29 protein-coding genes and 1 tRNA gene are annotated in these 25,168 nt (G+C 62.9%); 11 read left to right on the forward strand and 19 right to left on the reverse strand.

What is annotated here, in order from left to right; translation table 11 throughout:
• The first annotated feature begins 124 nt into the window (after window positions 1-124).
• The 4 genes from FHS49_RS08805 (at window position 125) to FHS49_RS08820 (ending at window position 3,224) form a co-directional block, all read left to right on the forward strand.
• Window positions 125-1,525, forward strand: a complete 1,401-nt coding sequence (locus FHS49_RS08805) for a cytochrome ubiquinol oxidase subunit I (protein ID WP_184017560.1) — start codon at window positions 125-127, stop codon at window positions 1,523-1,525.
• Window positions 1,526-1,646: 121 nt separating this feature from the next.
• Window positions 1,647-2,654 carry a cytochrome d ubiquinol oxidase subunit II gene (gene cydB, locus FHS49_RS08810; RefSeq protein ID WP_184017562.1) on the forward strand — a complete coding sequence of 336 codons (1,008 nt, stop codon included), beginning with the start codon at window positions 1,647-1,649 and terminating at the stop codon, window positions 2,652-2,654.
• Between the two features lie 2 nt (window positions 2,655-2,656).
• Window positions 2,657-2,800 carry a DUF2474 family protein gene (locus FHS49_RS08815; protein WP_184017564.1) on the forward strand — a complete coding sequence of 48 codons (144 nt, stop codon included), beginning with the start codon at window positions 2,657-2,659 and terminating at the stop codon, window positions 2,798-2,800.
• Between the two features lie 124 nt (window positions 2,801-2,924).
• A complete protein-coding gene (locus FHS49_RS08820; protein ID WP_184017566.1) occupies window positions 2,925-3,224 on the forward strand; it encodes a hypothetical protein in 300 nt (99 codons plus the stop codon).
• Between the two features lie 9 nt (window positions 3,225-3,233).
• Here FHS49_RS08820 and FHS49_RS08825 read toward each other — a convergent pair.
• Window positions 3,234-3,308, reverse strand: a tRNA-Val gene (locus tag FHS49_RS08825).
• A gap of 60 nt (window positions 3,309-3,368) precedes the next feature.
• Complete coding sequence (gene cpdR, locus FHS49_RS08830; protein ID WP_184018541.1) at window positions 3,369-3,746, reverse strand: cell cycle two-component system response regulator CpdR; 378 nt, start codon at window positions 3,744-3,746, stop codon at window positions 3,369-3,371.
• Window positions 3,747-3,908: 162 nt separating this feature from the next.
• On the opposite strand from cpdR, the gene FHS49_RS08835 reads away from it, so the two are divergent.
• Window positions 3,909-4,763, forward strand: coding sequence for an N-formylglutamate amidohydrolase (locus FHS49_RS08835; protein ID WP_343052941.1), 855 nt, complete (start codon window positions 3,909-3,911; stop codon window positions 4,761-4,763).
• A gap of 245 nt (window positions 4,764-5,008) precedes the next feature.
• Here FHS49_RS08835 and FHS49_RS08840 read toward each other — a convergent pair whose 3' ends face one another.
• Window positions 5,009-5,782 (reverse strand): SapC family protein, encoded by a 774-nt coding sequence (locus FHS49_RS08840; RefSeq protein ID WP_184017568.1) that lies wholly within the window; start codon window positions 5,780-5,782, stop codon window positions 5,009-5,011.
• Between the two features lie 72 nt (window positions 5,783-5,854).
• The gene (locus FHS49_RS08845; RefSeq protein WP_184017570.1) at window positions 5,855-7,327 is read right to left on the reverse strand and encodes an FAD-binding oxidoreductase; all 1,473 of its coding nucleotides are present in this window, start codon (window positions 7,325-7,327) and stop codon (window positions 5,855-5,857) included.
• Window positions 7,328-7,418: 91 nt separating this feature from the next.
• Here FHS49_RS08845 and FHS49_RS08850 point away from each other — a divergent pair, with 91 nt between their 5' ends.
• The 3 genes from FHS49_RS08850 (at window position 7,419) to FHS49_RS08860 (ending at window position 10,817) form a co-directional block, all read left to right on the forward strand.
• Window positions 7,419-7,889 (forward strand): hypothetical protein, encoded by a 471-nt coding sequence (locus FHS49_RS08850; RefSeq protein WP_184017572.1) that lies wholly within the window; start codon window positions 7,419-7,421, stop codon window positions 7,887-7,889.
• Window positions 7,890-7,976: 87 nt separating this feature from the next.
• Window positions 7,977-9,392, forward strand: coding sequence for a DEAD/DEAH box helicase (locus FHS49_RS08855; RefSeq protein WP_184017574.1), 1,416 nt, complete (start codon window positions 7,977-7,979; stop codon window positions 9,390-9,392).
• A 102-nt stretch (window positions 9,393-9,494) separates the two neighbouring features.
• Entirely contained in the window at window positions 9,495-10,817 is a 1,323-nt protein-coding gene (locus FHS49_RS08860; RefSeq protein WP_184017576.1) for an O-antigen ligase family protein, read from the forward strand.
• On the opposite strand, the gene tgt is transcribed toward FHS49_RS08860, so the two are convergent.
• The 7 genes from tgt to FHS49_RS08895 all read right to left on the reverse strand — a co-directional run bounded on the left by tgt (window position 10,793) and on the right by FHS49_RS08895 (window position 15,975).
• On the reverse strand, window positions 10,793-11,920 hold the full coding sequence (gene tgt / locus FHS49_RS08865) for a tRNA guanosine(34) transglycosylase Tgt (protein WP_184017578.1): 1,128 nt from the start codon (window positions 11,918-11,920) through the stop codon (window positions 10,793-10,795). The genes FHS49_RS08860 and tgt overlap by 25 nt on opposite strands.
• A gap of 80 nt (window positions 11,921-12,000) precedes the next feature.
• Window positions 12,001-12,498 (reverse strand): EF-hand domain-containing protein, encoded by a 498-nt coding sequence (locus FHS49_RS08870; RefSeq protein WP_184017581.1) that lies wholly within the window; start codon window positions 12,496-12,498, stop codon window positions 12,001-12,003.
• A gap of 11 nt (window positions 12,499-12,509) precedes the next feature.
• Window positions 12,510-13,535, reverse strand: a complete 1,026-nt coding sequence (gene queA / locus FHS49_RS08875; protein WP_184017583.1) for a tRNA preQ1(34) S-adenosylmethionine ribosyltransferase-isomerase QueA — start codon at window positions 13,533-13,535, stop codon at window positions 12,510-12,512.
• Entirely contained in the window at window positions 13,535-14,257 is a 723-nt protein-coding gene (locus FHS49_RS08880; RefSeq protein WP_246350525.1) for a peptidylprolyl isomerase, read from the reverse strand. The genes queA and FHS49_RS08880 overlap by 1 nt, the downstream gene beginning before the upstream one ends.
• A 62-nt stretch (window positions 14,258-14,319) precedes the next feature.
• Window positions 14,320-14,823, reverse strand: a complete 504-nt coding sequence (gene coaD, locus FHS49_RS08885; protein ID WP_184017585.1) for a pantetheine-phosphate adenylyltransferase — start codon at window positions 14,821-14,823, stop codon at window positions 14,320-14,322.
• Window positions 14,823-15,740, reverse strand: coding sequence for a polyprenyl synthetase family protein (locus tag FHS49_RS08890; RefSeq protein ID WP_184017587.1), 918 nt, complete (start codon window positions 15,738-15,740; stop codon window positions 14,823-14,825). The genes coaD and FHS49_RS08890 overlap by 1 nt, the downstream gene beginning before the upstream one ends.
• Complete coding sequence (locus FHS49_RS08895) at window positions 15,730-15,975, reverse strand: exodeoxyribonuclease VII small subunit (RefSeq protein ID WP_184017588.1); 246 nt, start codon at window positions 15,973-15,975, stop codon at window positions 15,730-15,732. Before FHS49_RS08895 ends, FHS49_RS08890 begins: the two co-directional genes overlap by 11 nt.
• A gap of 184 nt (window positions 15,976-16,159) precedes the next feature.
• Here FHS49_RS08895 and FHS49_RS08900 point away from each other — a divergent pair, with 184 nt between their 5' ends.
• Together FHS49_RS08900 and FHS49_RS08905 are read left to right on the forward strand one after the other, a co-directional pair.
• Window positions 16,160-16,414: an antitoxin of toxin-antitoxin stability system gene (locus FHS49_RS08900; protein ID WP_246350526.1), complete on the forward strand. Its 255-nt coding sequence runs from the start codon at window positions 16,160-16,162 to the stop codon at window positions 16,412-16,414.
• Entirely contained in the window at window positions 16,411-16,692 is a 282-nt protein-coding gene (locus tag FHS49_RS08905; protein ID WP_184017592.1) for a type II toxin-antitoxin system RelE/ParE family toxin, read from the forward strand. Before FHS49_RS08900 ends, FHS49_RS08905 begins: the two co-directional genes overlap by 4 nt.
• Before the next feature lie 7 nt (window positions 16,693-16,699).
• On the opposite strand, the gene FHS49_RS08910 is transcribed toward FHS49_RS08905, so the two are convergent.
• From FHS49_RS08910 to FHS49_RS08945, 8 genes are all read right to left on the reverse strand, one after another.
• Window positions 16,700-18,295, reverse strand: a complete 1,596-nt coding sequence (locus tag FHS49_RS08910) for an AMP-binding protein (RefSeq protein ID WP_184018547.1) — start codon at window positions 18,293-18,295, stop codon at window positions 16,700-16,702.
• A gap of 115 nt (window positions 18,296-18,410) precedes the next feature.
• Complete coding sequence (locus FHS49_RS08915; RefSeq protein WP_246350528.1) at window positions 18,411-19,511, reverse strand: MBL fold metallo-hydrolase; 1,101 nt, start codon at window positions 19,509-19,511, stop codon at window positions 18,411-18,413.
• Window positions 19,512-19,631: 120 nt separating this feature from the next.
• On the reverse strand, window positions 19,632-20,303 hold the full coding sequence (locus FHS49_RS08920; RefSeq protein ID WP_184018549.1) for a DUF1013 domain-containing protein: 672 nt from the start codon (window positions 20,301-20,303) through the stop codon (window positions 19,632-19,634).
• A 115-nt stretch (window positions 20,304-20,418) separates the two neighbouring features.
• The gene (locus FHS49_RS08925) at window positions 20,419-21,447 is read right to left on the reverse strand and encodes a glycosyltransferase family 4 protein (RefSeq protein WP_184017596.1); all 1,029 of its coding nucleotides are present in this window, start codon (window positions 21,445-21,447) and stop codon (window positions 20,419-20,421) included.
• A 151-nt stretch (window positions 21,448-21,598) separates the two neighbouring features.
• Window positions 21,599-22,462 carry a UDP-2,3-diacylglucosamine diphosphatase gene (locus FHS49_RS08930; protein WP_184017598.1) on the reverse strand — a complete coding sequence of 288 codons (864 nt, stop codon included), beginning with the start codon at window positions 22,460-22,462 and terminating at the stop codon, window positions 21,599-21,601.
• Between the two features lie 192 nt (window positions 22,463-22,654).
• Complete coding sequence (locus FHS49_RS08935) at window positions 22,655-23,281, reverse strand: glutathione S-transferase family protein (protein WP_246350530.1); 627 nt, start codon at window positions 23,279-23,281, stop codon at window positions 22,655-22,657.
• Between the two features lie 21 nt (window positions 23,282-23,302).
• On the reverse strand, window positions 23,303-23,755 hold the full coding sequence (locus tag FHS49_RS08940; RefSeq protein WP_184017600.1) for a hypothetical protein: 453 nt from the start codon (window positions 23,753-23,755) through the stop codon (window positions 23,303-23,305).
• 17 nt (window positions 23,756-23,772) lie between these two features.
• The gene (locus FHS49_RS08945; protein ID WP_184017602.1) at window positions 23,773-24,756 is read right to left on the reverse strand and encodes an NAD(P)H-quinone oxidoreductase; all 984 of its coding nucleotides are present in this window, start codon (window positions 24,754-24,756) and stop codon (window positions 23,773-23,775) included.
• Window positions 24,757-24,859: 103 nt separating this feature from the next.
• Here FHS49_RS08945 and FHS49_RS08950 point away from each other — a divergent pair, with 103 nt between their 5' ends.
• The gene (locus FHS49_RS08950) at window positions 24,860-25,057 is read left to right on the forward strand and encodes a DUF1192 domain-containing protein (protein ID WP_184017604.1); all 198 of its coding nucleotides are present in this window, start codon (window positions 24,860-24,862) and stop codon (window positions 25,055-25,057) included.
• Window positions 25,058-25,168: the final 111 nt, after the last annotated feature.

Here is a 25,168-nt window from a genome sequence, read left to right on the forward strand (position 1 = left end):
CGGGCTCGCGGCCCGTTTTTGATCTTGAACAGCGCGAACCAAAAGCGCATGGCCTCCAAGCGAAGGCCGCTGGCTTTCCGATCCCCGATCTGACCGGGGACCGTCCTTTCCTGGGGATGGTTCGATGTTCGACAATGCCGATGCGCTGCTCCTCGCCCGCATCCAGTTCGCCTTCACCGTCAGCTTTCATTTCATCTTCCCGTCCTTCTCGATCGGCCTGGCGAGCTATCTCGCGGTGCTCGAAGGGCTGTGGCTCAAGACGGGCAAACCGCTCTATCTCGATCTCTTCAAATATTGGCTGAAGATCTTCGCGATCGCCTTTGCGATGGGCGTCGTCTCGGGCATCGTGATGTCGTATCAATTCGGCACCAACTGGTCGGTCTTTTCGGACAAGGCCGGCCCGGTGATCGGGCCGCTGATGGCTTATGAAGTGCTCACCGCCTTCTTCCTTGAGGCCGGGTTTCTCGGCGTGATGCTGTTCGGCATGAAGAAGGTCGGGCCAAGGCTGCATTATACCGCCACGCTGATGGTCGCGATCGGCACGTTCATCTCCGCTTTCTGGATCCTTTCGGTGAATAGCTGGATGCAGACACCAACGGGCTATGAGATCAACGCGGCGGGCCAGTTCGTGCCGGGTCCGAGTTGGTGGGCGATCGTTTTCAATCCCAGCTTCCCTTATCGCCTGGTGCACACCGTGATCGCCGCCTATCTGACGACAGCGCTAGTGGTGGGTGCGGTCGGTGCCTGGCATCTGCTGAAGGATCGCAAAAACCTTCATGCGCGCAAAATGTTTTCCATGGCGATGTGGATGGCCGCGCTTGTCGCGCCGGTGCAGATCTTCGTCGGCGATATGCACGGTTTGAACACGCTCGAGCACCAGCCGGCCAAGGTGATGGCGATGGAGGGCCATTATGACAGCCATCCCGATGGCGCGCCGCTGATCCTGTTCGGCATCCCCAACAGCGCGGAAAAGCGCGTCGATTATGCGATCCAGATTCCCAAGGCCTCTTCGCTGATCCTCAAGCACGATCCCGATGCGCCGCTCGCCGGGCTCGACACGATCCCTGCGGACCGCCAGCCGCCTGTGGGCGTGGTGTTCTGGTCGTTCCGGATCATGGTCGGGCTCGGGATGCTGATGCTCGGCCTCGGCCTGTTCAGCCTGTTCGCGCGTGTGCGCCATCGCCTCTATGACTGGCCGCTGCTGCACCGTTTCGCTTTGGTGATGGGGCCGGCGGGCTTCGTGGCTGTGATCGCGGGCTGGGTCACGACGGAGGTCGGCCGCCAGCCCTTCACCATCTATGGCCTGTTGCGCACCGCAGATTCGGCGTCTCCCCTCGCCGCGCCCGCGGTCGGCGCGTCTCTGGTCGCGTTTGTGCTGGTCTATTTCGCCGTATTCGGTTTCGGCACCTGGTATATCCTCAAACTCATGGGCAAATCGCCGCACAGTGGCGAGGAAGATATCAGTGACGCCCCGATCCGCACCGCCGGGATCACGCCCGCGCAGGCCGTGGAGGGCGGACGATGAATATACGCTCTACCATCATCCTCGCGAATGCGGGGACCCCGCTTCTTCCTCTTTCGGACGCCTCAAATAAAAGCGGGGTCCCCGCATTCGCGAGTATGACAAATGGGATCGGGGCAGCGTCATGACCATCAATTTCGATCTCGCCACCATCTGGGCGTTCATCATCGCCTTTGCGGTCTTCGCTTATGTCGTGATGGACGGTTTCGATCTGGGCATCGGCATCCTCTTCCCGGCCTTTGGCGTGGGCGAGGAGCGCGATACCGCGATGAACGCGATCGCGCCGGTGTGGGATGGCAATGAGACTTGGCTGGTGCTGGGCGGCGGCGGGCTGATGGCGGCCTTTCCCCTGGCCTATGCGATCGTGTTGCCCGCGCTCTATCCGCCGATCATCGCCATGCTGCTCGCTTTGATCTTCCGCGGCGTCGCCTTTGAATTCCGCTGGCGCGATCCCAAGCATCGCGCCTTCTGGGATCTGGCCTTTACCGGCGGCTCCTTCATGGCCGCCTTCACCCAAGGCATTGCGCTCGGCGCACTGCTGCAGGGGATCGCGGTGTCCGGCCGTGCCTATGGCGGGGGCTGGCTCGATTGGCTGACCCCGTTCACGATCCTGACCGGCATCAGCACCGTGATCGCCTACGCGCTGCTCGGGGCGACCTGGCTGATCTGGAAAACCGAAGGCGCGCCGCAGGATCATGCCTGGAGGCTGGCGCGGATCATCGGCCCCGCCACCCTGGCGGCAATCGTCGCTGTGAGCCTCGCCACGCCCTTTCTGGACGCCACCTATTTCCAGCGCTGGTTCGCCATGCCCTGGGTGCTGCTGAGCGCGCAGGTGCCCTTGCTGGTCTCCCTGGCGTCGTTCCTCTTCTGGCGCGCGCTGAAGCTCAGGCATGAACGCGCGCCGTTCCTGATCGCGCTCTTCATCTTCCTGCTCTGTTTCGCCGGCCTCGGCATCAGCATGTTTCCTTATGTCGTGCCCGATCAGATCACCATCTGGGATGCCGCAGCGCCGGAACGCAGCCAGGTCTTCATGTTGATCGGCGCTGGGATCATGGTGCCGATCATCCTGATCTACACGGGCTTTTCCTATTGGGTCTTCCGCGGGAAGGTGGGCCATGACGGCTATCACTGATCATGGCTGAAGCCCCGCCCCCCGCCCCTGTCCCCCTCCTTGCCCCGTTATGGCGACGGCTCGGCTGGATGGCGCTGATCTGGCTGGGAAGCATCGCCGTGGTCGGCGCGGTCGCGATGGTGATCCGCTTTTGGCTTAAACCATAGTCGGAAGCAGGCGAATTGGCGCGCGCCGCTTGACCGCGCAGGCGAAATGAAGAAGTCAGTGAGTCTTGTTAACCATGTCAGCAGGCCGGGCTGTGCTGCCCTGCGGTAACGAGAGGTATGCGCCATGGCCGCTGGACCCCGCGCTCATCCCGACAGGCCGGTTGAGGCCTATCAATTTCATGCGCTGGTCGGCTGGACGCACAATGCCATGCCCAACGGCATCCATCTGCGCATCCAGAGCACGCGCTCCAACATCGCGCTTGAAAACGACCAGTTGGTGAGCCACGATCTGGTGATGACCCGCAATCAGGCGTTGCTGCTGGCGCAATATCTGTTGGATGTCACCGGGCAGGGCATTCCCAAGCCCAGGCGGCCGATCCACGCGCTGCTGCGCCGGTTTCGGCGTGCCGACATCGCTGATTAAGGGGGAAAATGGTGGGCGTAGCAAGGATTGAACTTGCGACCCCTGCGATGTCAACACAGTGCTCTACCACTGAGCTATACGCCCACACGAAGCGGGGTCTCTAACGAGGCATTCCGCCCGGCGCAACCCCGCTGCACCGAATAATCAGCTTCGCTCGGTCGCGCTGCTCTTTTCGAACATGCGATCCACTTCATTCACCAGATCGCGCAGGTGAAACGGCTTGGAGAGAACCTTGGCCTGGGGCATCGCTTCGCCCGCCTTCAGCGTGACCGCGGCAAAACCGGTGATGAACATCACCTGCATCTCGGGTGCCATCACCGCCGCCTTCTGCGCCAGCTCGATCCCGTCCATCTCGGGCATCACGATATCGGTGAGCAGCAGATCGAAGCGCTCCGATTCGAGCAGCGGGATCGCCGCGGTTCCGCGATCGACCGAGCGCACGTCATAGCCCGCCTTTTCCAGAGCGCGCGCGAGATATTCGCGCATCACCGCATCGTCTTCGGCGAGCAGCACCCGGATCATCGTCATCCCCAAAAAATATCCGGCCCCACGAGCCGGGCTTGAAAAACTGGCGCGGAACCGCCGCTGCGATCCCTTACAGAGCTACCCTTATGCGCCCATGCCTTAATATTTTCCAGCGCAGACGCGATTGTGTCCGATGAATTGCTGGACTAGCGTTTTCGCGTGTCCGAAGCCCCTATCCCGCCCTTTGTTATTCATGGCCCCGCCCTCCCCGATCGACCCGTAATTCTGTCCGTGCCCCATGCCGGGCGCGATTATCCGGAACCGCTGCTGCGCGCGAGCCGGATCACGCCCAAGCAGCTTGAATTGCTGGAGGATCGCCATGCAGACCGCATCGCTGCACACGCCATCGCGCGCGGCTATAGCGCGATCGTCGCGCAGCGTGCGCGCGCCTGGATCGACCTTAATCGACACGAGCGCGAGATCGATCCCGAGATGATCGATCCGCGCCCCTCGGGCGATGGCCTGATCCGGTCCTCGAAAGTCACCGGCGGATTGGGCCTGATGCCGCGTCGCTTACGCGGCAGCGGCGATATTCTCAGCCGGCGCGTGCCCGCTGCCTGCCTCGAAGCACGGATCGAAATAGATCATCGGCCCTATCACCGCCGGCTTTCGGAGATGCTCAAGGCGACACGCGATCGTTTCGGCCTCGCGATCCTGCTCGATATCCATTCGATGCCGCCCGTCGCCAGCGGGGCGGGGATCGTGATCGGCGATCTGTTCGGGCGTAGCGCCGGTTCGCGACATTCGGGCCTGGTGCACGCCTTGACGAAAGCGCGCGGTTTCAGCGTTGCGATGAACGTGCCCTATGCGGGGGGGCATATCCTGTCCACGCACGGCCAGCCTGCGCGGGGGATCCATGCCATCCAGATCGAATTTGATCGTGCGCTGTATCTGCAGCCGGACATGAGCACGCTTCGGCCCGATATCGGGGGGCTGGATCGGCTGATAACTCGCATCGCCGAGTCGCTGTGCGCCGATATCGCGGGACGCGACACCGCGATCGCCGCTGAATAAAAAGCCACCCCGCTTTCAAAAGAAGGCGGGGTGGCCAAGGTTCAGGGAGGAACACACCCGAAGGTGTGCCGATCAGGGATTGTGAAAGGGGGAAACACAATCACCGTCTCACCAAACAAGATAGGCTGAGTGTATTACCGTTTCAAGGCGAAACGGACCAATCGTTGATCGATATTCAAAGTTTCCATGATCGATACGCTCGATCAACACTGCCGACATCATGCCGGCAGCGTTGAAGCGGGCAATCAGATCGATTCGTTGGGCATTACCTTGCCTGCGGCGAACTGCTTGTTGAACACGTCGCTCATCAGATTGAGCGAAAACAGATGCGCATAAAGCAGCGGCAATATGCCGTTCTGCACCAGCTTGCGTGTCTGATCGCCGCGCAATTCGCGCAACTTGTCTTCGGACACCATCTGGAAACCGCGATAGATGAAGGGCTTGTCCGCGCCTTCGGGCTGGATCGAGACTTCGCCATCGATCAGCAGCTTGGCGTCGGTAATTTCCTTCATGAACGCCTGCGTGCGCTGCCAGCTCTGTTCCCATTGCTCGCAGAATCCGAGAATACCGGTTACCACTTCAGAGGGCTTGTCGTCTTCGAACAGCGCGCGGCCATCGTCGAAATCGGGGCCGATCACATTGGCGCCGGGATCGAAGCACAGCGAAAGCTCGTCATTATCCGGGCGCAGGCGCGCCAGCATGAAGGGATAGCGGCGCACATAAGCGGGCACATAGGTCTGGTTGATCAGCTTGCCTGCTTCATCGACATAGACGTTCACGCCTTCGTTCAGGCCCATCAGCGCCAGAGGCACGGGATCGGGGCCGGCCGAAAACACGATCGGGAAAAAGCGCTGCGCCAGCGGAAATTCGTCGCTGGTGATGGGCACGGCATGGGTATTGACCAGCCAGGGCGCGGCTTCGACAGTGCGGGCCTTCCAATCCTTGTGATCGACGCTCGAAAGCGGAATCAGATCGTTGTAAAGGATCGGCAGATTGGATTGCTGCGGCGCGCTGGCCATTGACATGTCTCCTGGAAATCGTGGGACGGGCCGTTTCCAAGGCCCGATTGAAAAATACCGTTGCCGCGCCGTTTATGGCGCAGGCGCGCGCGTTGCAAGGCTCTCCTGAGCCAGACCGCCTGGCAGGACCAGCTTTCCGGGGTTCATCAGCCCCTTGGGGTCGAACGCGGCCTTGATCGCGCTGAGCGCCATCAACCGCGCTGGATCGGAAAGCCGTGCATTCTCCTCTAATTTCATCTGGCCGATGCCATGTTCGGCCGAGATCGATCCCCCCGCCGCAACGACCAGATCATGGACATAAGCGCTCACCGCTTTCCCGGCCGTTTTCGCCCAGTCCAGGGCCGCATCCTCGGGCGCGCGGACATGGAAATGCACATTGCCATCCCCCAGATGCCCGAATGCGCTGGCCCGCGTTCCGACAAAGCGCGCTTCCACATCGCGCGCCGCCGAAATCATGAAATCGGGCATTCCGGACACCGGCACGGAGATATCATGCTGAACCGCCGGACCACTGGCGCGCTCGGCTTCGGACAGCGAATCGCGCAGCTTCCAAAAGGCCTCGGCCTGCGCCTCGCTCGCTGCGATCGTGGCGTCGCGGCATAGCCCTGCGGTCAGCGCGTCGCCCAGAATCTGTTCGAGCACAGCGCCCGACGCCTCGGCGCGCGCATCGCTGCGCACCATCTCCACCAGCACATGCCAAGGATGCGTGCCCTGCAGCGGCGCGCGCGTGCCCGGAATATGCTTGAGCACCAGCGCGAGCGAATCCGCCGGTACGATCTCGAACCCCTCCTGCGCATCGGCGGCGCGCGCCTCCATGAAGCGCAGCAAGGCCAGTGCCTGATGCGGGGTTTCCACGCCGATCCAGCCCACGGCGCGATCCAGGATGGCGGGCACCAGCTTCAGGCTGGCGGCGGTGATGATCCCCAGCGTTCCCTCGGCGCCGATCAGAAGATGTTTCAGATCATAGCCGCGATTGTCCTTCTTGAGCGGGCTCAGCCCATCAAAGCGCGATCCATCGGGCAGCACCGCCTCGATCCCCAGGGTCAGCGCGCGCATCGTCCCGAAACGCAGCACCTGCGTGCCGCCGGCATTGGTGGAAACCAGCCCGCCGACAGTGGCGGATCCCTTGCCACCGAGCGTCAGCGGAAAGCGCATCCCATGCTCCAGCACGGCATCGTGCAGATGCGCGAGGATCACGCCGGCTTCCGCCACAACGACGCCATCCTCTGCCGCAATCGACCGGATCGCATTCATCCTGCGTAATGAGAGAATCATTGCATTCCCGGTGGCAGGCGGGGTCGCGCCGCCCACCATCGAGGTGTTGCCACCCTGAGGCACCAGCGCGATGCCAAGCGCTCCGGCCAGCCGCACGACCGCCGCCACCTGATCGGCATCCGCTGGCGAAAGCAGTGCCGCTGCCGCGCCTTCATAGCGCCCGCGCCAATCCTTCAGCCACGGTGCCATCGCATCGGGATCGGTGGTGAAGCCCTTGGGGCCGAGCAGATCGGCGAAACGGGTCAGCGATGGAAGATCGATTGCAGTCATGAGGGAAATCCCTAGACAAAAATGCGGCGGCTGGGGAGTTAATCCGCCGTTCAAGCATGGGGCGCTTAAACGGGCAGATGGAAAAGGGGTCATGAGCGGGTTCATGCTCGCCACATTGTTGTTGGCGGGAAGCGGCGCTGCGCTGCAGCCTGCGGACCCGACTCCCGAGTCCGCTTTCCCGGAATCGCTGGAACTGGCGCAGGTCACGATCCGAGAACGCGTGATCATCCGGGTGCAGACCCTGGCACCGCGCCTTGCCCCCGCCCCGCGCAAGATCAAGCCGATCAAGTGGAAAGAGCGCAAGGCCAAGCGCTGCGTCGCGGTCAGCACGCTCGCCACGGCCTCGGTGAATGACCGTAATAGCGTCGATCTGGTTTTGCGCAGCGGAGACAGGCTGCGCGCCAAGCTGGAATCGGATTGCCCAGCGCTCGATTTCTATTCCGGCTTTTATCTCAAGCCCAATCCCGATGGAAAGATCTGCGCGGACAGGGACATGATCTTTTCGCGCTCGGGCGGCCAATGCGAGATCACCGCCTTTCGCTCCTTGGTCCCCGAACGCTGAAAAACTTGACATTCGCGGCAGTTTCAGCCACCCGCAGCGACACCCGGCAACCCGCAGGGCTGCCCCTTTATCACCCGGAACCACTTGATGAGCTTTGCCGATCTCGGCCTTTCAGATGACCTGCTGCGTGCCGTCGAGGAATCCGGCTATACCGAGCCGACCCCGATCCAGAAGCAGGCGATCCCGTCCGTTCTCATGGGTCGGGATCTGATCGGCATCGCACAGACCGGCACGGGCAAGACCGCAGCCTTCGTGCTGCCGATGATCGATATCCTGGGCGAAGGCCGCAGCCGTGCCCGGATGCCGCGCTCGCTCATCCTTGAGCCGACACGCGAGCTCGCTGCGCAGGTGGCCGAGAATTTTGACAAATATGGCAAGAATCACAAGCTCTCCATGGCGTTGCTCATCGGCGGCGTATCGATGGGCGATCAGCAAAAGGCGCTGGAAAAGGGCGTCGATGTCCTGATCGCCACGCCCGGCCGCCTGATGGATCTGTTCGGCCGCGGCAAGATCTTGCTCACCGGTTGCGACCTGCTCGTGATCGACGAGGCGGATCGGATGCTCGATATGGGCTTTATCCCCGACATCGAGGAAATCTGCTCCAAGCTGCCCAAGCAGCGCCAGACGCTTCTGTTCTCGGCGACCATGCCGCCGCCGATCAAGAAGCTGGCTGACAAATTTCTCGACAATCCCAAATCGGTCGAAGTCTCCCGTCCCGCCACGGCGAACACCCAGATCAGGCAGTGGCTGGTCGAATGCGACAGCCGCCGCAAGCGCGAGACGCTGCGCGATCTGCTGCACACCGAGGCGGTCTCCACCGCGATCATCTTCTGCAATCGCAAGACCACGGTGCGCGAACTCGCCACCAGCCTGAAGCGCGACGGCTTTTCGGCCGGCGAAATCCATGGCGACATGGAACAGCGCGACCGCATTGCCGAGCTCGACCGCTTCAAGGCGGGCACGATCAACATCCTCGTCGCCTCCGACGTCGCCGCGCGCGGCCTCGACGTGAAGGGGGTGAGCCACGTCTTCAACTATGACGCGCCCTGGCATCCGGACGATTATATCCACCGTATCGGCCGCACCGGTCGTGGCGGCGCCACCGGCATCGCTTACACCTTCGCCACATCGTCCGACGCCGAAGCGATCGAAAATATCGAGAAGCTCACCGGCATGAAGATCGAGCGCGTCGGCAAGCCCAAGCGCGCCGAAGCGGAGACCAAGCCAGCGCCGGAAGCCAAGTCCACGCCGGAAGCCAAGCCCGAGCGCGAAAAGAAGCCCGAACGCGCGGAGCGCGCCCCGCGTCCCAAGGCCGAAAAACCCGGCAGGGCGCCCAAGGCCGCACCGGCCGAGGCCAAGATTGCCCCTGAAGAACCAAGGCCGCCGCGCGCCGATCCCCGCCCCGCCCCAGCCCCACGCCCCACGCCGCAGCACGATAACGAACCGGATGACGGCTGGAACGGCCCGATGCCGAGCTTCCTGAGCGTAAAGCTGGGCGATTGAACGCCCGCATAAGGGAAATTTAGGATATCAAGGGTAAAGACGCCGGAAAGCATATTCTGGCGGCCGGGTTAGCCTTGCCGCACCAAGCGGGGGCCGAGCAGCGTGCTGCATATCGATATCGCCAAAATACACGCTTCATCGCAGAGTATCTCCCGCAATTCCGGCGCGTCCAGATCGAACGCCATATGGGTGACCATCATGTTGGTCGCTGCGTCTCCCGCCATCATGGCCGCCGTCAGTTGGACGCCGGATAATCATTATTCGATCTGGCTTTACTGGATCCGCTTTTACGCACCGCCGGTCCTGCTGATCGAAATGCTCGCGATCGGATTGGCCATGACGGCCGGCTTCAGGCCATTTGCAACGATCGCGGATTTCTCGCGTTCGCAGGCGATCGCGCTCGGCGGAATCGTCGTGATTGCGTCGGCAACCGCGGTGTTCGTGGCACCTGACCCGGCAACCGCCGTGCTTCGCGGCATGATCACATCGTGCCACTTGCTCTTTGGCATGAGCATTTTCTTCCTGGCAAAAATCAACCGCTTCGCTCAGCCACGCGCCTTATGGGCCATCATGGCCCTCACCAGCTTCGCTTATTGCCTGTTGATGATCGTCTACACGGCCTCGATTGGTGACCCGCTCCATTATGACTGGCTGCAATTCGGCTTGGGCGTTGTCAACATTCGTCATACCGGCTTCTATATCATTCCCGGCACGGCCATAGCGCTGGGTCTGATCGCCTATGAGCGCCGCCCACTTTTCTACACGGCCGGTCTCGTGGTGATCACAACATGCTTTGCGCTGAATTTCTGGGCTGGGTCACGTGCACCAGTCATTGCTCTCATCGCAGCCTGTGGCTTGACGGCCGTTCTGCTCCCAGAGCTTAGAACCGCTCGATTTTTAACTGCATTATGTCTCGGCTTGGTGCTTGGGGCGGTGCTGTCGCTTATCCACCTTCCACCGGATGGAAATTACGGCGTTTTTCGCATCTTTTCGTCAGCGACGGTCGAGGGTGCGGACATCTCTAGCGGGCGGCTCGCCTTGTGGAAATCATCGATCGAGACCTTTTTTCAGCACCCGTGGTTCGGCGTGGGCGAGAGTCAGTTCATCTTGGTGGTTCCGGGTGCGAATTCGATGTTTCATCATCCCCATGACGCGATTTTGCAAATATTGCTTCAATGGGGCGCCATCGGATTTGGGCTTGTGGCCGTTCTTGCCATTCCGCTCTGGCTGAAACTCCTCGCCACTGCAAAATCTCAAGGCAGTCACATCGTTCCGGCCTTTTTGGCGATCAACACACTGCTATTCTATTCGATGATCGATGGCATCGCCTTTTTCATCTATCCCATGATGATCCTCACATTTCTGATCGCCATCAGTCTCGCGGGCGAGTCAACGCCCCTTCAATCCGCGCGCGCCGCCCCATAACGCACCCTGAACCCATCGGCCCACGCCGTCAGCCGCCCCTCCGCAATCGCGGTGCGGAGATTGTGCATCAGGTGCTGGTAAAACCACAGATTATGTTCGGTCATCAGCATCGCGCCCAGGATTTCGCCCGAGCGGACCAGATGGTGCAGATAGGCTTTCGACCAGGATGCCGTGGGTGACTCGGGATCGAGCGGGGTCAGATCCTCTGCGAATTTCGCATTGCGGATGTTGATCGGGCCATCCCAGGTAAAGGCCTGGCCGGTCCGCCCGCTGCGCGTGGGCAGCACGCAATCGAACATGTCGATCCCGCGCTCCACAGCGCCCACGATATCGGTCGGCTTGCCGACGCCCATCAAATAGCGCGGCTTGTCCACCGGCAATTGCCCCGGCGCATAATCGAGGCAGGCGAACATCGCTTCCTGCCCCTCGCCCACCGCGAGACCGCCCACCGCATAACCGTCGAAGCCAATATCGATCAGCGCATCCGCCGAAGCCTTGCGCAGCGATTCGTCGAGCGCGCCCTGCTGTATGCCGAACAGTGCCGCGCGCGCGGCATGATCGCCGCCCGCATCGAACCCTTCGCGCGAGCGCCGCGCCCAGCGCATCGAGCGCTCCATCGCCCGCGCCTGATCATCGCGCGAAGACGTGGTTTTCACCAGTTCGTCGAACGCCATCACAATGTCCGAACCCAGCAGCCGCTGGATCTCCATCGATCGCTCGGGCGAGATCATGTGCTTGGATCCGTCCAGATGGCTCCTGAAGCTCACACCCTCTTCGGTCACCTTCGCCAGATCGGATAGGCTCATCACCTGATAGCCGCCGCTATCGGTCAGGATCGGCCGGTCCCATCCCATGAAGCCATGCAACCCGCCCAGCTTCGCCATCCGCTCCGCGCCCGGACGCAGCATCAGATGATAGGTGTTGCCGAGAATAATATCCGCCCCGCCAGCCCGCACATCGGCGGGCTTCATCGCCTTCACCGTGGCGGCGGTGCCCACGGGCATGAACGCCGGGGTACGGATCTCGCCGCGCTGCATCCGGATGGCACCCGTGCGGGCCTTGCCGTCGGTCGCGGCGATGGAGAATGTGAAACGCTCTGTCATGGTCGCGCGCCTATAGCGGGGCGGCGGGGCGCTGTCATGTTGCTCTCTCCCCTCCCGGGCTTCCGGGAGGGGAGTGGATACTAACGCGGCGGCTTTGGCGGTGCCTCACCCGGCATTCCCATGCCCGGCGGCATCGGGATCGGGGGTTGTGGCTTGAACGAGATCAACTCGCTGCGGGCCAGTGCGCCGTCCTTATTCATATCGAATCCGGCCAATCGCTTGGCGAATTCCGCCTCATATTCCGCCCTGGATACCGCATCGTCCAGATCGCGGTCGAAATCATATTGGCCCGGCAGCGCGCCCGCATTGCCAAGCCATTTCGCAGCCCAACGGCTAAGCTCGATCAGCGTGATGCGGCCGTCCTTATTCTCGTCGCCATCGACGAAACTGCGCGCTACACCCGCGTCGAACTCCACCTGGCTCACCACGGCGTCGCCATCGCTATCGAAGCCCGCGATCATCTGGGAGACGGGGCTGGCGGAAATCGTCGCCTGGCTGAGCATCGGCACGGGCGGCTTCTTGGCGATCGCGGGCGCGCCAAGGGCGATGAGGCTCGCGAAGATCAGGGTCTTGCGCATCGAAAATCCTCTCAGGGCAGCAACAGGCTCGCGTCACCATAGGAATAAAAGCGATAGTCGTCGGCGATCGCATGGGCATAGACCGCCTGCATCCGCTCCCGCCCCATCAGCGCGCTCACCAGCATGAACAGGGTGGATTTGGGGAGATGGAAATTCGTCATCAGACCGTCGATCGCGCGAAATTTATAGCCTGGCGTGATGAAGATCGCGGTGTCGCCCTCGAACGGCCGCACCACATGATCCTCGCCCGCCGCACTTTCGATCAGGCGGAGCGAGGTGGTTCCCACCGCGATCAGCCGCCCGCCGCGTGCGCGCACCGCATTCAGCCGTGCGGCCGTATCGGCGTCAATCCGGCCCCATTCGGCGTGCATGGCGTGATCGTCGGTATCGTCCGCCTTCACCGGCAGGAACGTGCCGGCCCCCACATGCAGCGTCAGCGTCGCCGTCTCGACGCCTGCCGCCGCGAGCCCGGCCATCAACGCCGGCGTGAAATGCAGCGCGGCGGTGGGTGCGGCGACAGCACCTTTTTCCCGCGCGAACATGGTCTGATAATCTTCGTGGTCGCGCGCATCGGTCGGACGCTTGCCTGCGATATAGGGCGGCAGCGGCATCGTGCCCGCGCGCTCCAGCAACACCTCCACCGGCTCTTCGCCCGCGAAATCGAGGATAAAGCTGCCATCCACCGCACGGTCCCGCGCGATAGCGCTCACGCCCTGCCCGAAATCCACGCTATCGCCATCCTTCAGTCGCTTGGCATTGCGGATGAAGGCGCGCCATTGCCGCAGCCCCTCGCGCTTGTGCAGCGTCGCGCCGATCTTCGCATCGCCGCGCCGTCCCTCGAGCTGGGCCGGGATCACGCGCGTATCGTTGAACACCAGCATGTCGCCCGCGCGCAGCATGGCAGGCAGATCGCGCACGATCCGGTCGCTCAACCCCGATCCGTCAGCCACCAGCATCCGCGCGCTGTCCCGCGGGCTGACGGGGCGCAGCGCGATCCGCTCGGGCGGCAGCGCGAAATCGAACAGATCGACACGCATTATTGCGGCGTCGCGGTCTCCGGGGCGGGAACCGGCGTGGCTTCCACAACGGGCACTGCGACCGGCGGGGGCGGCGCAGCGGGCAGCAATGCCGCATTCTCGCCATCGGTCTGCAGCCAGGCCTTCACGACCTTCGAAGGCGTGGCGGGCGGTTCACCGCGCTCAATCGCATCGACAAACTGCATCCCCGAAACCACGCGGCCGAACACGGTATATTTCCGGTCGAGCGAGGGGCGCGGCATGAACATGATGAAAAACTGGCTGTTGGCGGAATTGGGATCGTTGGTCCGCGCCATGGAGACCGCACCGCGCAAATGCGGCAGCAGATTAAACTCCTGGGTCAGATCCGGCAGGTTCGAACCGCCCTCGCCCGTGCCCTTGGGATCGCCCGTCTGCGCCATGAAGCCATCGATCACGCGGTGGAAAGTCACGCCATTGTAAAAGCCTTCGCGCACCAGAGTCTTGATCCGCGCGATGTGCAGCGGCGCAACATCGGGGCGAAGCTGGATGGTGACGCGCCCACCGGTCGACAGATCGAGGTTGAGCAGATTTTCCTGATCCTCGGCGATCGGCTTGGAGGGCGCGGGCAGCTTCATCCCGGCGGGGTCGCTCGGGTCCACCGGCTCGGGCGCAGGCACAGGCGTCTGCGCCGCGGCCGCCCCGGCCATCAGGAGCCCGGTCACCGCCGCGCATATGAACTTCACTTGCTTGATCACCCGCATGTCCTTGATCCAAAAATATCTATGTGCCGCATAAGCTCTTTTGCTGAGCGGCGGCTGAACGATCAGCTTCCCTTGCGCCCGATCTGCTCGACCCGCGCCTTGACTTCGATCTCCACGGCGGGCGGCACGAAGCGCGAAATATTGCCGCCGTAAAGCGCAATTTCCTTCACCAGCTTGGAGGCGATCGGCTGGAGCGAGACATCCGCCATCAGGAAGGCCGTCTCGATCCGGTCGTTCAACTGCTGGTTCATCCCCGCCATCTGATATTCATATTCGAAATCCGCCACCGCGCGCAGGCCGCGGATGATGACCGACGCATGTTCACGCTCGGCGAAATCCATCAGCAGCAGATCGAACGAGACCACGCTGATATTGCCGCCGATCGAATCCACCTCGCGCTGAACCATCGCCAGCCGCTCTTCCACCGTGAACATCGGCGATTTGGACGGATTGGTGGTCACGCCGATCACCAATTGATCCACCAGCTTCGCGCCGCGGCGGATGATATCCATATGCCCCAAAGTCACCGGATCGAATGTCCCCGGATAGACGCCGATCCTGCCCATTACCGGTCCCTTTCGATCACATAGCGCGCCACGGCACGCAGCACATCGGCCTCGCGGCCATAGCCATGGAGATGCGAGACCGCCTGCTCCACCAGCGCCGCGGCCTGATCGCGCGCACGCTCGATGCCCAGCAACGAGACGAAAGTGGCCTTGCCGGCTTTCGCATCCTTGTGCAGCGCCTTGCCGGCCAGCACCTCATCGCCTTCCTCGTCGATAATGTCGTCGGCGATCTGGAAGGCCAGGCCGATATCGCGCGCATAGCCGCGCAGCGCAGTACGACCCTCGGGCTGAATCCGGCCCAGGATCGCGCCCGCCTCCACGCTGACGGCGATGAGCGCACCGGTCTTCAATTGCTGCAGACGCGTCACGGTGGGCAGATCGAACACATGATGTTCCGCGGCCAGATCCATCATCTGCCCGCCCGCCATGCCGCTGGGGCCGCTGGCCCGTGCCAGTTCCAGCATCAGTTCGGCGCGCACGAACGGATCGGGGCTGGTCGCCTCGTCCGCCAATATCTCGAACGCCATGGCATGGAGCGAATCCCCCGCGAGGATCGCGGTCGCCTCGTCAAAGGCCTTGTGCACCGTGGGCTTGCCGCGGCGCAGATCGTCATCGTCCATGGCGGGCAGATCGTCATGGATCAGCGAATAGACATGGATGCACTCGATCGCCGTCGCCACGCGCAGCGCGCGATCACGGTCCACGTTGAAGAGCTCGGCAGTCGCCACCGTCAGCAAAGGCCGGAGCCTCTTGCCCCCGCCGATCGCGGCATGGCGCATCGCCTCATACAGCGGCCCGCGCGGATCCTTTGGCACCTTCAGCAGCAGATCGAACTGCCGGTCGATCTCGGTCGAAATCCGGTCAAGCGCCGGTTTCAGGATCAGTGACGCCCCCGCCACGTCGTTATCAGCCCGCATCGAAGGCGGTCACGCCCGCGGGGCGGCCATCCGCGCCCAGGCTGATCTTCTCGATCCGCGCCTGCGCATCGGCGAGACGGGTCTCGCATTGCTTGCGCAGCAGATCGCCCTCCGAATAGAGCGTGATCGAGTCGTCGAGCGACGCCTCGCCGCTTTCCAGCCGCGAGACGATCGTTTCCAGCCGCTTGAGCGCGTCTTCGAACGAAAGGGTGGAGAAATCGGGTTGGTCAGCCATGAAGCTGGCGTTTTGACCGCGCAGCGCGCGCGGGTCAAGCGAAGGTGGGGATTGATGCGCTGCACCGCCCCCTGATATCGACTTTGCCTGATTTAGAATTTCTTCAATTGCCACAAGGTAATGACAACGTATATACGTTGTCATTATTGATGGAGACCTTATGCCAAAGGAAGCTGTTTTCACCATGAAGCTCGAATCCGATCTTCGCGCGGATTTCATCGCCGAGACGAAGGCGCTGCATCGCCCCGCCTCCCAAGTTGTTCGCGAACTCATGCGGGAATTCGTTGAGCGTCAGCGTGAGAAGCGGGAACATAGCGCATTTCTGCAGAAAAAGGTGCAAGCTGCGCGCGTTTCGATGCGTGCCGGGCATGGCTATAGCAACGAGGACATCGAGGCTGAGTTCGCTGCAAAGCGTTCGCAATCCGCCGTGACCGAATGAAAATCATCTGGACGCCCGGCGCTCGCCAGGATCGTGCCGATATCTGGAATTATCTTTACGAGCGCAATCCCGACGCGGCGGATCGGATCGATTGCCTTTTCAGCGAAGCAGTGGCCCGACTGGCGGATTATCCCCTGCTTGGCCATCCAGGCGAAATCCCAGGAACGCGCGAACTGAATCCGCATCGGAGCTATCGACTCGTCTATCAAATCGACGATGACAGCGTATGGATATTGACAGTGATCCATGCGATGCGCCTGTGGCCGCCGCTACTCTGACGCACGATTAGCCGCCCGCCTTCGCCCGCTCCTCCGCCACCAATTCCTTGCGGCTCAATTTCCCCACCAGCGTCTTGGGCAGATTCAGCCGCACCTCCACCGCGATGACACGCTCATGCTTGCCAACCTGCGGATTGAGCCAGGCCTTCAGCGCCTCGCCATCCACGGCCTCGACCTCCGGATTGAGCGTCACGAACGCCTTGGGCATTTCGCCGTGATAGACATCGGGCACGCCGATCACGAGCGCCTCCTTCACCGCCGGATTACGATAAAGCACCGCTTCGATCTGGCTGGGAAACACCTTGAACCCGCCGACCGCGATCATGTCCTTCAGCCGATCGACGATGCGGATATAGCCATCTTCGTCGATCACGCCGACATCGCCGGTGCGCAGCCACTCGCCCACAAACACCTTCGCGTCCGCATCGGGCCGCTGCCAATAGCCCTTCATCACCTGTGGCCCCGCGAACAATATCTCGCCGGGTTCGCCGGGTGGCGGCGGGCGCGTGGGATCCTCGCGATCCGCCAGCTTGACGCGCGTGCCCGGAATGGGCTGGCCGATCGTGCCGCTCTTGTTCAGCCCCTCATAGGGATTGGTGCTGACCACGCCCGCGCTCTCGGTGAGGCCATAGCCTTCCACCACCTTGGATCCCGTCACCGCCTCGAATTTCGCCTTCACCTCGGCAGGCAAAGGCGCGCCGCCCGAAATGCACACGCGCAGGCTGGAAAAATCGGTTTTGCCGATCTGCGGATGATCGAGCAAAGCCTGATACATCGTGGGCACGCCGGGCAAAGCCGTCGCCTTCACGCGGCCGATCGTCGCCAGCGCCTGCGTCGCATCGAAGCGCGGCAGCATCGCGATCATGCCGCCGCGATGCACCGTGCGATTGAGCACGCAGGTGTTGGCGAACACATGGAAGAAGGGCAACACCGCGAGGATGCGGTCCGGCGCGTCATGATGCGGATCGATCATGTCGATCTGGCGGGCATTGGCGGTGAGATTCTGGTGCGTCAGCATCGCGCCCTTGGGCGTGCCCGTGGTGCCGCCGGTATATTGGATCAGCGCCACATCGTTTAGCGGATCGATCGGCGCGGCGGCGCAGCGGCCATCGTTGGCGATCAGCGCGGAAAAGCTGGTGATCCGCGGATCATCCGGCCGCGCGGCGACCTCCTTGCCCTTGAACATGCGATAGAGGAGCGATTTGCCCACGGGCAGTGCGCCCGCGACCGATCCGACCACGATCCGTTCCAGGCTGCTGGCCTCCAGCACCTTGAGCGCGGTGGGCAGCAAGGCCGTGGCTGACAGCGTGAAGAGCAATTTGGTGCCCGAATCCGCCACCTGATGCGCCAGTTCGTCCACGGTGTAGAGCGGCGAGAAATTGACGACCGTCGCGCCCAGCTTCAGCGCGCCATAATAAGCCGCGACATAGTGCGGCACATTGGGGAGGAAGAGGCCGATCCGGTCTCCGCGCGCGATCCCCAGCGCCTTGAGCCCGCAGGCGACGCGGTTCACGCCGTCCAGCGTTTCGCCATAGGAATAATGCCGCCCCAGAAAATCGATCAGCACCGCATTCGGATCGCGCGCGGCGCTGGCTTCGAGCATATCGGGCAGGGACAGCGGCGCAAAGCGCTGATCCCATGGGCAAGGATGGTTATAATGCCGGGTCCAGATGCTCTCTTCGCTCACTGACTCGAATGTAAGCAAAGGGCGTGCCCCGTCAATGCGCTTTATACCACCACACGCCGTCGCGGACTTCGCGGCCCACCCGGCCTGTCACTTCCAGATGCCGAAGATGCGCCAGCGCCTCGCCGGTCGCCATGCCGAGAATAGATTGATCGATCGCACGGCGGAACAGCCGCCCGAAGCAATCGACCGCGCGCTTGGGCTCAACTGCAAAGGACGCCAATTTGTCCAAGCTGGCATGATGTTCGTCCCTGAGCGACTTGAGCCGCGCGTGAAGCCCGCGAAAGGGCTGGCCATGCGCGGGCAGCACCAGCAGATCATCCGGCAATAGCAGCAATTTTTCGATCGAGGCCAGCCAGTCGCCCAAAGGATCGGCCTCCGGTTCGGTGACGCCGAGTGACACGTTGGAGCTGATCCGCGGCAACACCTGATCACCGGCGATCATCACGCCCGCTGCCTCGTTGATCAGGCAGGCATGTTCCGGGCTGTGCCCAGATCCGGTCACCACGCGCCAGCGATGCGCGCCCAGATCCAGCACGTCGCCATCCTGCATCCGCCGATATCCCATGGGCAAAGGCGTGATGATATCGCGGATGCGGCTCCAGCCTTCCTCATTGCCCGCCGCGATCTGCGCGCCGTTCCAGCCTGCCGCGCGGCGGAAGGCAATCACGTCATCGGGTACGGCGTCACGCGCATCGGCCCACAGCATCCGGATCGTCAGCCATTCACCGCGGGTCATCCACACCGGCGCATCGAAGCGGTGCGCCAGCCAGCCGGCCAGGCCGATATGATCGGGGTGGAGATGCGTGCCGATAATGCGGGTGACCGGCACATCCGCCAGTTCGCCGGCGAAAATGGCGTCCCAATTGCCGCGGCATTCGGGGAGATTCAGGCCCGTATCACAGATGGTGACCCCGCCGGCGTCGTCCAGCACCCAGCAATTGATATGGGCCAGCGCGCCGGGCATCTCGATCCGCGCCCAGCGCACGCCATCGGCCAGCCGGTGCAAAGTCCCCGGCGCGGGCGCGAATGCTCCCAGCGGATAGGTCAGCCCCTTATGGCTGGTCGCGACGAAACTATCGTCCTGCGTCAGCGAGGCATCGGGCGTGATGTCGGAATTTTTGGAGATATCCAACGCCCTTCTTCTCCCCTCCAGCCCTTGCTGGAGGGGCCGGGGGTGGCGCTTCTTTCTCATTGAAGGGCAAAAGAAGCCACCCCCAACCCCTCCACGAAGGCGTGGAGGGGCGTTATCTCGTCAGCTCTTGAAGAGCGAGTCACGCGTATGCTCGACCGGCGCGGCGGGCGCTTCATCCTCGTTCAGCGCGGCTTCGGCGGCCAGCGCATTGGCGGTGCGTTCGGCGCGCAGTTCTTCGATCAGCGCCGCGCGATCACCGTCGAAACGAACGTCGGTCGGGGCTTCGATGCCGGCCTTCTTGGCGGCCTTCACCACCAGGGCATCCAGTTCGCGCTGCGAGCAAAGGCCCAAAGTCACGGGATCCTTGGGCACGATGTTGGCGATGTTCCAATGGCTGCGCTCGCGGATCGCCTGGATCGTGGTGCGCGTGGTGCCGATCAGCTTGCCGATCGCCCCATCGGAGATTTCGGGATGGTTGCGGATGATCCAGGCGATGCCGTCGGGCTTGTCCTGCCGCTTGGAGACCGGCGTGTAGCGCGGCCCCTTGGTGCGGCGCACCTGCTCGGGGCCTTTCAGCATCACCAGACGATAGTCCGCGTCGTCCTGGCCCTTTTCAATCTCTTCCAGCGTCAGCTCATGCGCGCGGACGGGATCGCGCCCGGTAAGCTTGGTCGCCGCGGTATCATCGGCGATCGCCTGGATTTCCAGGATGTGCAGGCCGCAAAAGTCGGCGATCTGCTCAAAGCTGAGCGCGGTGTTGTCGACCAGCCAGGAAGCGGTCGCATGGGGCATGAGCGGCTGGGCCACGGGGAATTCTCCGGATAAAATAAGGGCCGCCCCTTGCGGAGCGGCCGGAATGATGGACCCGATCTAATGCCGAACGCCCTTCAGGGCAAGGTTCCTTTGGTCAGGCGGCGCTGAGCAGCGCCCGATCGTGCACCGGGGCCAGCGCCTCGAGGAACTGCCGCGCGCTCTCGGCCCAGGTGAAAGCGCGGCCGTGCGCGGCGCAGGCGGCAGGTTCCCGCGTCAGCGCGCCGCGGATCGCAGCGCCCAGATCCTCCGCCATGCAGCCCGTTTCCGGCGTCAATATATCCACCGGGCCGGTCACCGGATACGCCGCCACCGGCGTGCCGCACGCCAGCGCCTCGATCATCACCAGCCCGAACGTATCGGTCCGGCTGGGAAAGACGAATACATCCGCCCTCGCATAGGCACCCGCCAGCGCCCGTCCCGAAAGCGATCCCAGAAACACCGCATCGGGATAGCGCGCCTCCAGAACGGCGCGCGCCGGGCCATCGCCTACGATCACCTTGGTGCCGGGTTCATCAGTCTCCAGAAACGCCGCGATATTCTTCTCGATCGCGATCCGGCCCACATAGAGCTGGATCGGCCGTGCCAGCCCGGCATAAGCGGCGGGCGGCGGCGCGTCCGCGCTGAAACAGGCCAGATCGACGCCGCGCCCCCAATGTTTCAGCCGGGTGATGCCCTGCGCCTGCAGCGTCTCGCGGATCGAGGGCGTGGAGGCCAGAACGGCGCGCGCCGGCCCGTGAAACCAGCGGATATAGCGCCAGAACCATTCGGCCGGCATCCCCGTGCGCTTGGCGGCATAATCGGGAAATTGCGTGTGATAGGCGGTGGTAAAGGGAAAGGCGCGCACCAGGCACCAGCGCCGCGCGGCGATGCACAGCGGCCCTTCGGTCGCCAGATGGATCGCATCGGGCGCGAAATCGGCGATCATCGAGCCGACCGTGGCGGTGCGCGCCATCGCCAGCCGGATTTCGGGATAGGTGGGGCATGGCACGGAGAGGAACAGATCGGGCGAGATCACCTTCACCTCATGCCCCTGCCCTTCCAGCTCCGCGCGCACGGCGTGGAGCGTGCGCACCACACCATTCACCTGCGGCGCCCAGGCGTCGGTGACGATGCAGATTTTCATGGGGAGACACTCCTCATGCGCATGGCAACCGCCCCCTCACCGTTCATCCCGAACGAAGTCGAGGGACTAGTTCGAGCGCAGCCGAGAACCGGGACCTCGGCTTCGCTCGGCGGAGCCCCTCGACTTCGCTCGGGATGAACGGGGTGAAAATTCACGCCGCGATCCGCGCGATATCTCCGGCGTTGCGCACGGCGATCTCGTCGGCCCAGTGGAGCACTTCCATCCGCCCGTCGAAATGCTCGACCAAGGCGGTGCAGCCTTCAACCCAATCGCCGTCATTATAATATTCCACGCCCGCCACATCGCGCATCTCGGCATTGTGGATATGCCCGCAGACCACGCCGTCCACGCCGCGCTGGCCCGCTTCATGCGCCACGATCTCCTCGAATTGGGAGATGAAGGCCACGGCATTCTTCACCTTGTGCTTGGCGTGTTTCGACAGCGACCAATAAGGCAGCTTCATCCAGGTGCGGACCTTGTTGACCACATAATTGAGCCGCATCAGCGTCTCATAAGCCGCGTCGCCCACATGGGCGAGCCAGCGGTGCGCGAGCATGATCGCGTCGAATTCGTCGCCGTGCATCACGAGCAGACGGCGACCGTCCGCCGTCTCGTGGATCGCGTTGCGCTGGATCTCCACGCCGCCGAAATGCAGCCCGGCATAGGGGCGCAGCATCTCGTCATGATTGCCCGGAATGTAGATGATCCGCGTGCCGCGCTTGGCTCGTTTCAGGATGCGCCACACGATATCATTGTGCGAGGCGGGCCAGTAGAAGCGCTTGCGCAGCCGCCAGCCGTCGATGATGTCGCCCACCAGATACAGCGTCTCGCTATCGGTGCTGTCGAGGAAATCGATCAGCATGTCGGCATTGCAGCCGCGCGTGCCCAGATGAATGTCCGAAATCCAGATCGTGCGAAAGCGCCGCCGGCGGGATTGCGCCTCTGGTATCTGCGGTTCGGAAGCATGAAAGCCGAAGATCTCGGCCTCCTTTGCAAAGCGGGTGATCGCGTCCATCAATTTTCCCCCGGACAATGGCCTTGCCCAGGATCAATCGCGATTTTGTGTGACAGTTAGAATCACCAGGCGATGACGGAACGGTGACACCACCGATCCCTCCCGTCATCCTCGCGAATGCGGGGATCCCGCTTTTCCGTGAAGCCTCAGAAAGAAGAAGCTGTATCTCCGCGTGCGCAGGATGAACGGGGATCAGCCCGCCATCGCCACGAATTTCGGCAGCGCCCGCATCCGCGCGATCCACGCCTGCACATGCGGATAATCGGACAGGGCAAAGCCGCCGCCCTCGGCCACATGCGTATAGGCAAACAGGCTGATGTCCGCGAGCGTGACGCTTTCGCCCACGAACCAGTTTCGCAGCGCCAGATGATCGTCCATCTGCTGCAGCGCCGCCTCCCCCGCGATCCTTTTGCCCGGAATCTGGTTGCGCTGCATTTCGCTCAGCGAATCCACGCCGACGAATTCCAGCCAGAAGCGCAAAGTCGCCACATTGGGCTCGTGATGATATTGCTCGAAAAACATCCAGCGCAGCATGTCTGCACGCGCGAAACGCTCCGCGGGGATCAGCGGCGATCCATCCGCCAGATAGAAGCAGGCGGCGTTGCTTTCAGGCAGAAAACGCTGTCCCACCTGAAGCACCGGAATCCGACCGAGCGGATTGATCGTCGCCAGAAACTCCGGCGTCCGCGTTTCGCCCTTCAGGATGTCATAAGCGATCAATTCCATCCGCCGCCCCAGCAGCGCCGCGGTCAGCCGAATCTTGTAGCAATTGCCCGACACGGAATCCTCATGAAGGATCAGCTTTTCGTTGAGATCCAAGATTAAACTCCCCGTTCACGATCACATCATCCCGTCGGCATCCCGGCGTGCCTTTTCCCGGCGGCGGAGCCAGAGGACGTAGCCGAGCAGAACCGCGACCGAAATCCAGCCCCAATAATGGCGCCAATAGGGAAAACGGTATTCCGTCTCATAATTCCTGCCGGTCAGCGCCTTGATCGAGGCCAGTTCGCGGCGCGTGGCGGGGGCGATATGGAGATCGCCTTCGGGCGTCCGCGCGTAAAAGACGAAGCCGGCTTCCTTCCACGCCGCAAAGGGCATCCAGAAAGCGCTGAATTCGCGATAGGACCAGCCGAGATCGAGCGCGACCGACCGGCCATCCGCGCCATAGGCCTCGAACCGCGGATCATCGGGCAGTTCGGCCACCAGCACCACTTCGGGCGTGTTGGACATGGCCGAACGCCGCGTTTCGGTCCATGCCGTGACGGGCATCGCCAGCGCGAGCGCCAATATCATCCCCCTCCAGCGCATCGCTAATCCCCGATCACCAGCACGATCTTGCCCATGTGATCCCCCGCCTCCATCCGCGCATGGGCCTTGGCGGCCTCTGCCAGCGGGAAGGTCATGTCGATCACGGGCTTCAATCTGCCCTCGCCCGCCAATGGCCAGACGCTGCGGGCAATCTCGTCGGCCACCAATGTCTTGAACGCCACCGGCCGGGCGCGCAGCGTCGATCCCGTCAGCGTCAGCCGTTTGACCATCACCAGCCCGATATTGATCTCGGCCGACACTCCCCCCTGCGTCGCGATCGAGACATGGCGGCCATCCTCGGCCAGGCATTTCAGATTGCGCGGCACATAATCGCCGCCCACCATGTCGATCACCGCCTGGCAACCCTTGCCACCGGTGATCTCCTTGACCGCATCAACGAAATCGGCCGTCTTGTAATTAATCGCATGATCCGCGCCCAACCCCTTGGCCTGCGCGCATTTTTCATCCGATCCGCAGGTCACGATCATCGTCAGGCCGAAGAGTTTGCCCAGCGTGATCGCCATCGTGCCAATGCCGCTGGTGCCGCCATGCACCAGCACGGTGTCGCCCTCCACCGCATAGGCGCGCTCGAACAGATTGGTCCACACGGTGAACAGCGTTTCGGGCAGCGCCGCAGCCTCGATCATGCTGAGCGCAGGCGGCACCGGCAGACACTGGCCCACGGGCGCCACCGCATATTCCGCATAGCCGCCGCCCGCGATCAGCGCACATACGGGCTGGTTGATCATATCCGCGCTCACGCCTTCGCCCAGCGCCACGATCTTGCCCGCCACTTCAAGGCCCAGGATCGACGGCGCACCCGGCGGCGGGGGATAGAGCCCGCGCCGCTGCAGCACATCGGGGCGATTCACCCCCGCGGCCGCCACGCGGATCAGCACCTCGCCCGCCGCGGGCTGCGGCACGGCGCGCGATACGGGCTGCAAAACCTCCGGTCCGCCGGGCTGCTCCGGGTCAATCGCCGTCATCGTCTCTGGCATCATTTTCGGCATCGCAGACATTCATCCCCCGATTGTCGCGTCAGTCGCCGGGTTTATTGACAGCCGCGTCCATTCGGTCAACATTTCCCTCATGGATGTGGACGATCTTTTTCCCGGACGGCCCGGCGATCCGCTTGCTTTGCTGGTGAAGCAGGATCTGGATCCCTTTTCCGTCGAGGAATTGCGGGCGCGGATCGATGCGCTGCACGCCGAGATCGCCCGCGCCAAAGCCAAGATTTCAACCGCGGTCAGCCACCGCGCCAGCGCCGACTCGCTGTTCAAGCGATGACGGCGGGCGCACCGGATGGCGCAAATGACGCTTTTAAGTCCGGTGCCGTCGAGCCGTTCTTGATGAATGGCTCAAGACTACCGACATAGGGTCAATCGGGGCGGGCATTCC

Source organism: Sphingobium boeckii (assembly GCF_014199215.1).
GTDB lineage: Bacteria > Pseudomonadota > Alphaproteobacteria > Sphingomonadales > Sphingomonadaceae > Sphingobium_A > Sphingobium_A boeckii.

Bases quoted from the DNA above. Each gene is read 5' to 3' on its own strand.
- FHS49_RS08805 (WP_184017560.1), top strand. From the start codon at position 125: ATGTTCGACAATGCCGATGCGCTGCTCCTCGCCCGCATCCAGTTCGCC.
- cydB (WP_184017562.1), top strand. From the start codon at position 1,647: ATGACCATCAATTTCGATCTCGCCACCATCTGGGCGTTCATCATCGCC.
- FHS49_RS08815 (WP_184017564.1), top strand. From the start codon at position 2,657: ATGGCTGAAGCCCCGCCCCCCGCCCCTGTCCCCCTCCTTGCCCCGTTA.
- FHS49_RS08820 (WP_184017566.1), top strand. From the start codon at position 2,925: ATGGCCGCTGGACCCCGCGCTCATCCCGACAGGCCGGTTGAGGCCTAT.
- cpdR (WP_184018541.1), bottom strand. From the start codon at position 3,746: ATGATCCGGGTGCTGCTCGCCGAAGACGATGCGGTGATGCGCGAATAT.
- FHS49_RS08840 (WP_184017568.1), bottom strand. From the start codon at position 5,782: ATGGCCAGCGCGCCGCAGCAATCCAATCTGCCGATCCTTTACAACGAT.
- FHS49_RS08845 (WP_184017570.1), bottom strand. From the start codon at position 7,327: ATGACTGCAATCGATCTTCCATCGCTGACCCGTTTCGCCGATCTGCTC.
- FHS49_RS08850 (WP_184017572.1), top strand. From the start codon at position 7,419: ATGAGCGGGTTCATGCTCGCCACATTGTTGTTGGCGGGAAGCGGCGCT.
- FHS49_RS08855 (WP_184017574.1), top strand. From the start codon at position 7,977: ATGAGCTTTGCCGATCTCGGCCTTTCAGATGACCTGCTGCGTGCCGTC.
- tgt (WP_184017578.1), bottom strand. From the start codon at position 11,920: ATGACAGAGCGTTTCACATTCTCCATCGCCGCGACCGACGGCAAGGCC.
- FHS49_RS08870 (WP_184017581.1), bottom strand. From the start codon at position 12,498: ATGCGCAAGACCCTGATCTTCGCGAGCCTCATCGCCCTTGGCGCGCCC.
- queA (WP_184017583.1), bottom strand. From the start codon at position 13,535: ATGCGTGTCGATCTGTTCGATTTCGCGCTGCCGCCCGAGCGGATCGCG.
- FHS49_RS08880 (WP_246350525.1), bottom strand. From the start codon at position 14,257: ATGCGGGTGATCAAGCAAGTGAAGTTCATATGCGCGGCGGTGACCGGG.
- coaD (WP_184017585.1), bottom strand. From the start codon at position 14,823: ATGGGCAGGATCGGCGTCTATCCGGGGACATTCGATCCGGTGACTTTG.
- FHS49_RS08890 (WP_184017587.1), bottom strand. From the start codon at position 15,740: ATGCGGGCTGATAACGACGTGGCGGGGGCGTCACTGATCCTGAAACCG.
- FHS49_RS08895 (WP_184017588.1), bottom strand. From the start codon at position 15,975: ATGGCTGACCAACCCGATTTCTCCACCCTTTCGTTCGAAGACGCGCTC.
- FHS49_RS08900 (WP_246350526.1), top strand. From the start codon at position 16,160: ATGAAGCTCGAATCCGATCTTCGCGCGGATTTCATCGCCGAGACGAAG.
- FHS49_RS08905 (WP_184017592.1), top strand. From the start codon at position 16,411: ATGAAAATCATCTGGACGCCCGGCGCTCGCCAGGATCGTGCCGATATC.
- FHS49_RS08910 (WP_184018547.1), bottom strand. From the start codon at position 18,295: ATGCTCGAAGCCAGCGCCGCGCGCGATCCGAATGCGGTGCTGATCGAT.
- FHS49_RS08920 (WP_184018549.1), bottom strand. From the start codon at position 20,303: ATGCCCCATGCGACCGCTTCCTGGCTGGTCGACAACACCGCGCTCAGC.
- FHS49_RS08925 (WP_184017596.1), bottom strand. From the start codon at position 21,447: ATGAAAATCTGCATCGTCACCGACGCCTGGGCGCCGCAGGTGAATGGT.
- FHS49_RS08930 (WP_184017598.1), bottom strand. From the start codon at position 22,462: ATGGACGCGATCACCCGCTTTGCAAAGGAGGCCGAGATCTTCGGCTTT.
- FHS49_RS08940 (WP_184017600.1), bottom strand. From the start codon at position 23,755: ATGATATTGGCGCTCGCGCTGGCGATGCCCGTCACGGCATGGACCGAA.
- FHS49_RS08945 (WP_184017602.1), bottom strand. From the start codon at position 24,756: ATGACGGCGATTGACCCGGAGCAGCCCGGCGGACCGGAGGTTTTGCAG.
- FHS49_RS08950 (WP_184017604.1), top strand. From the start codon at position 24,860: ATGGATGTGGACGATCTTTTTCCCGGACGGCCCGGCGATCCGCTTGCT.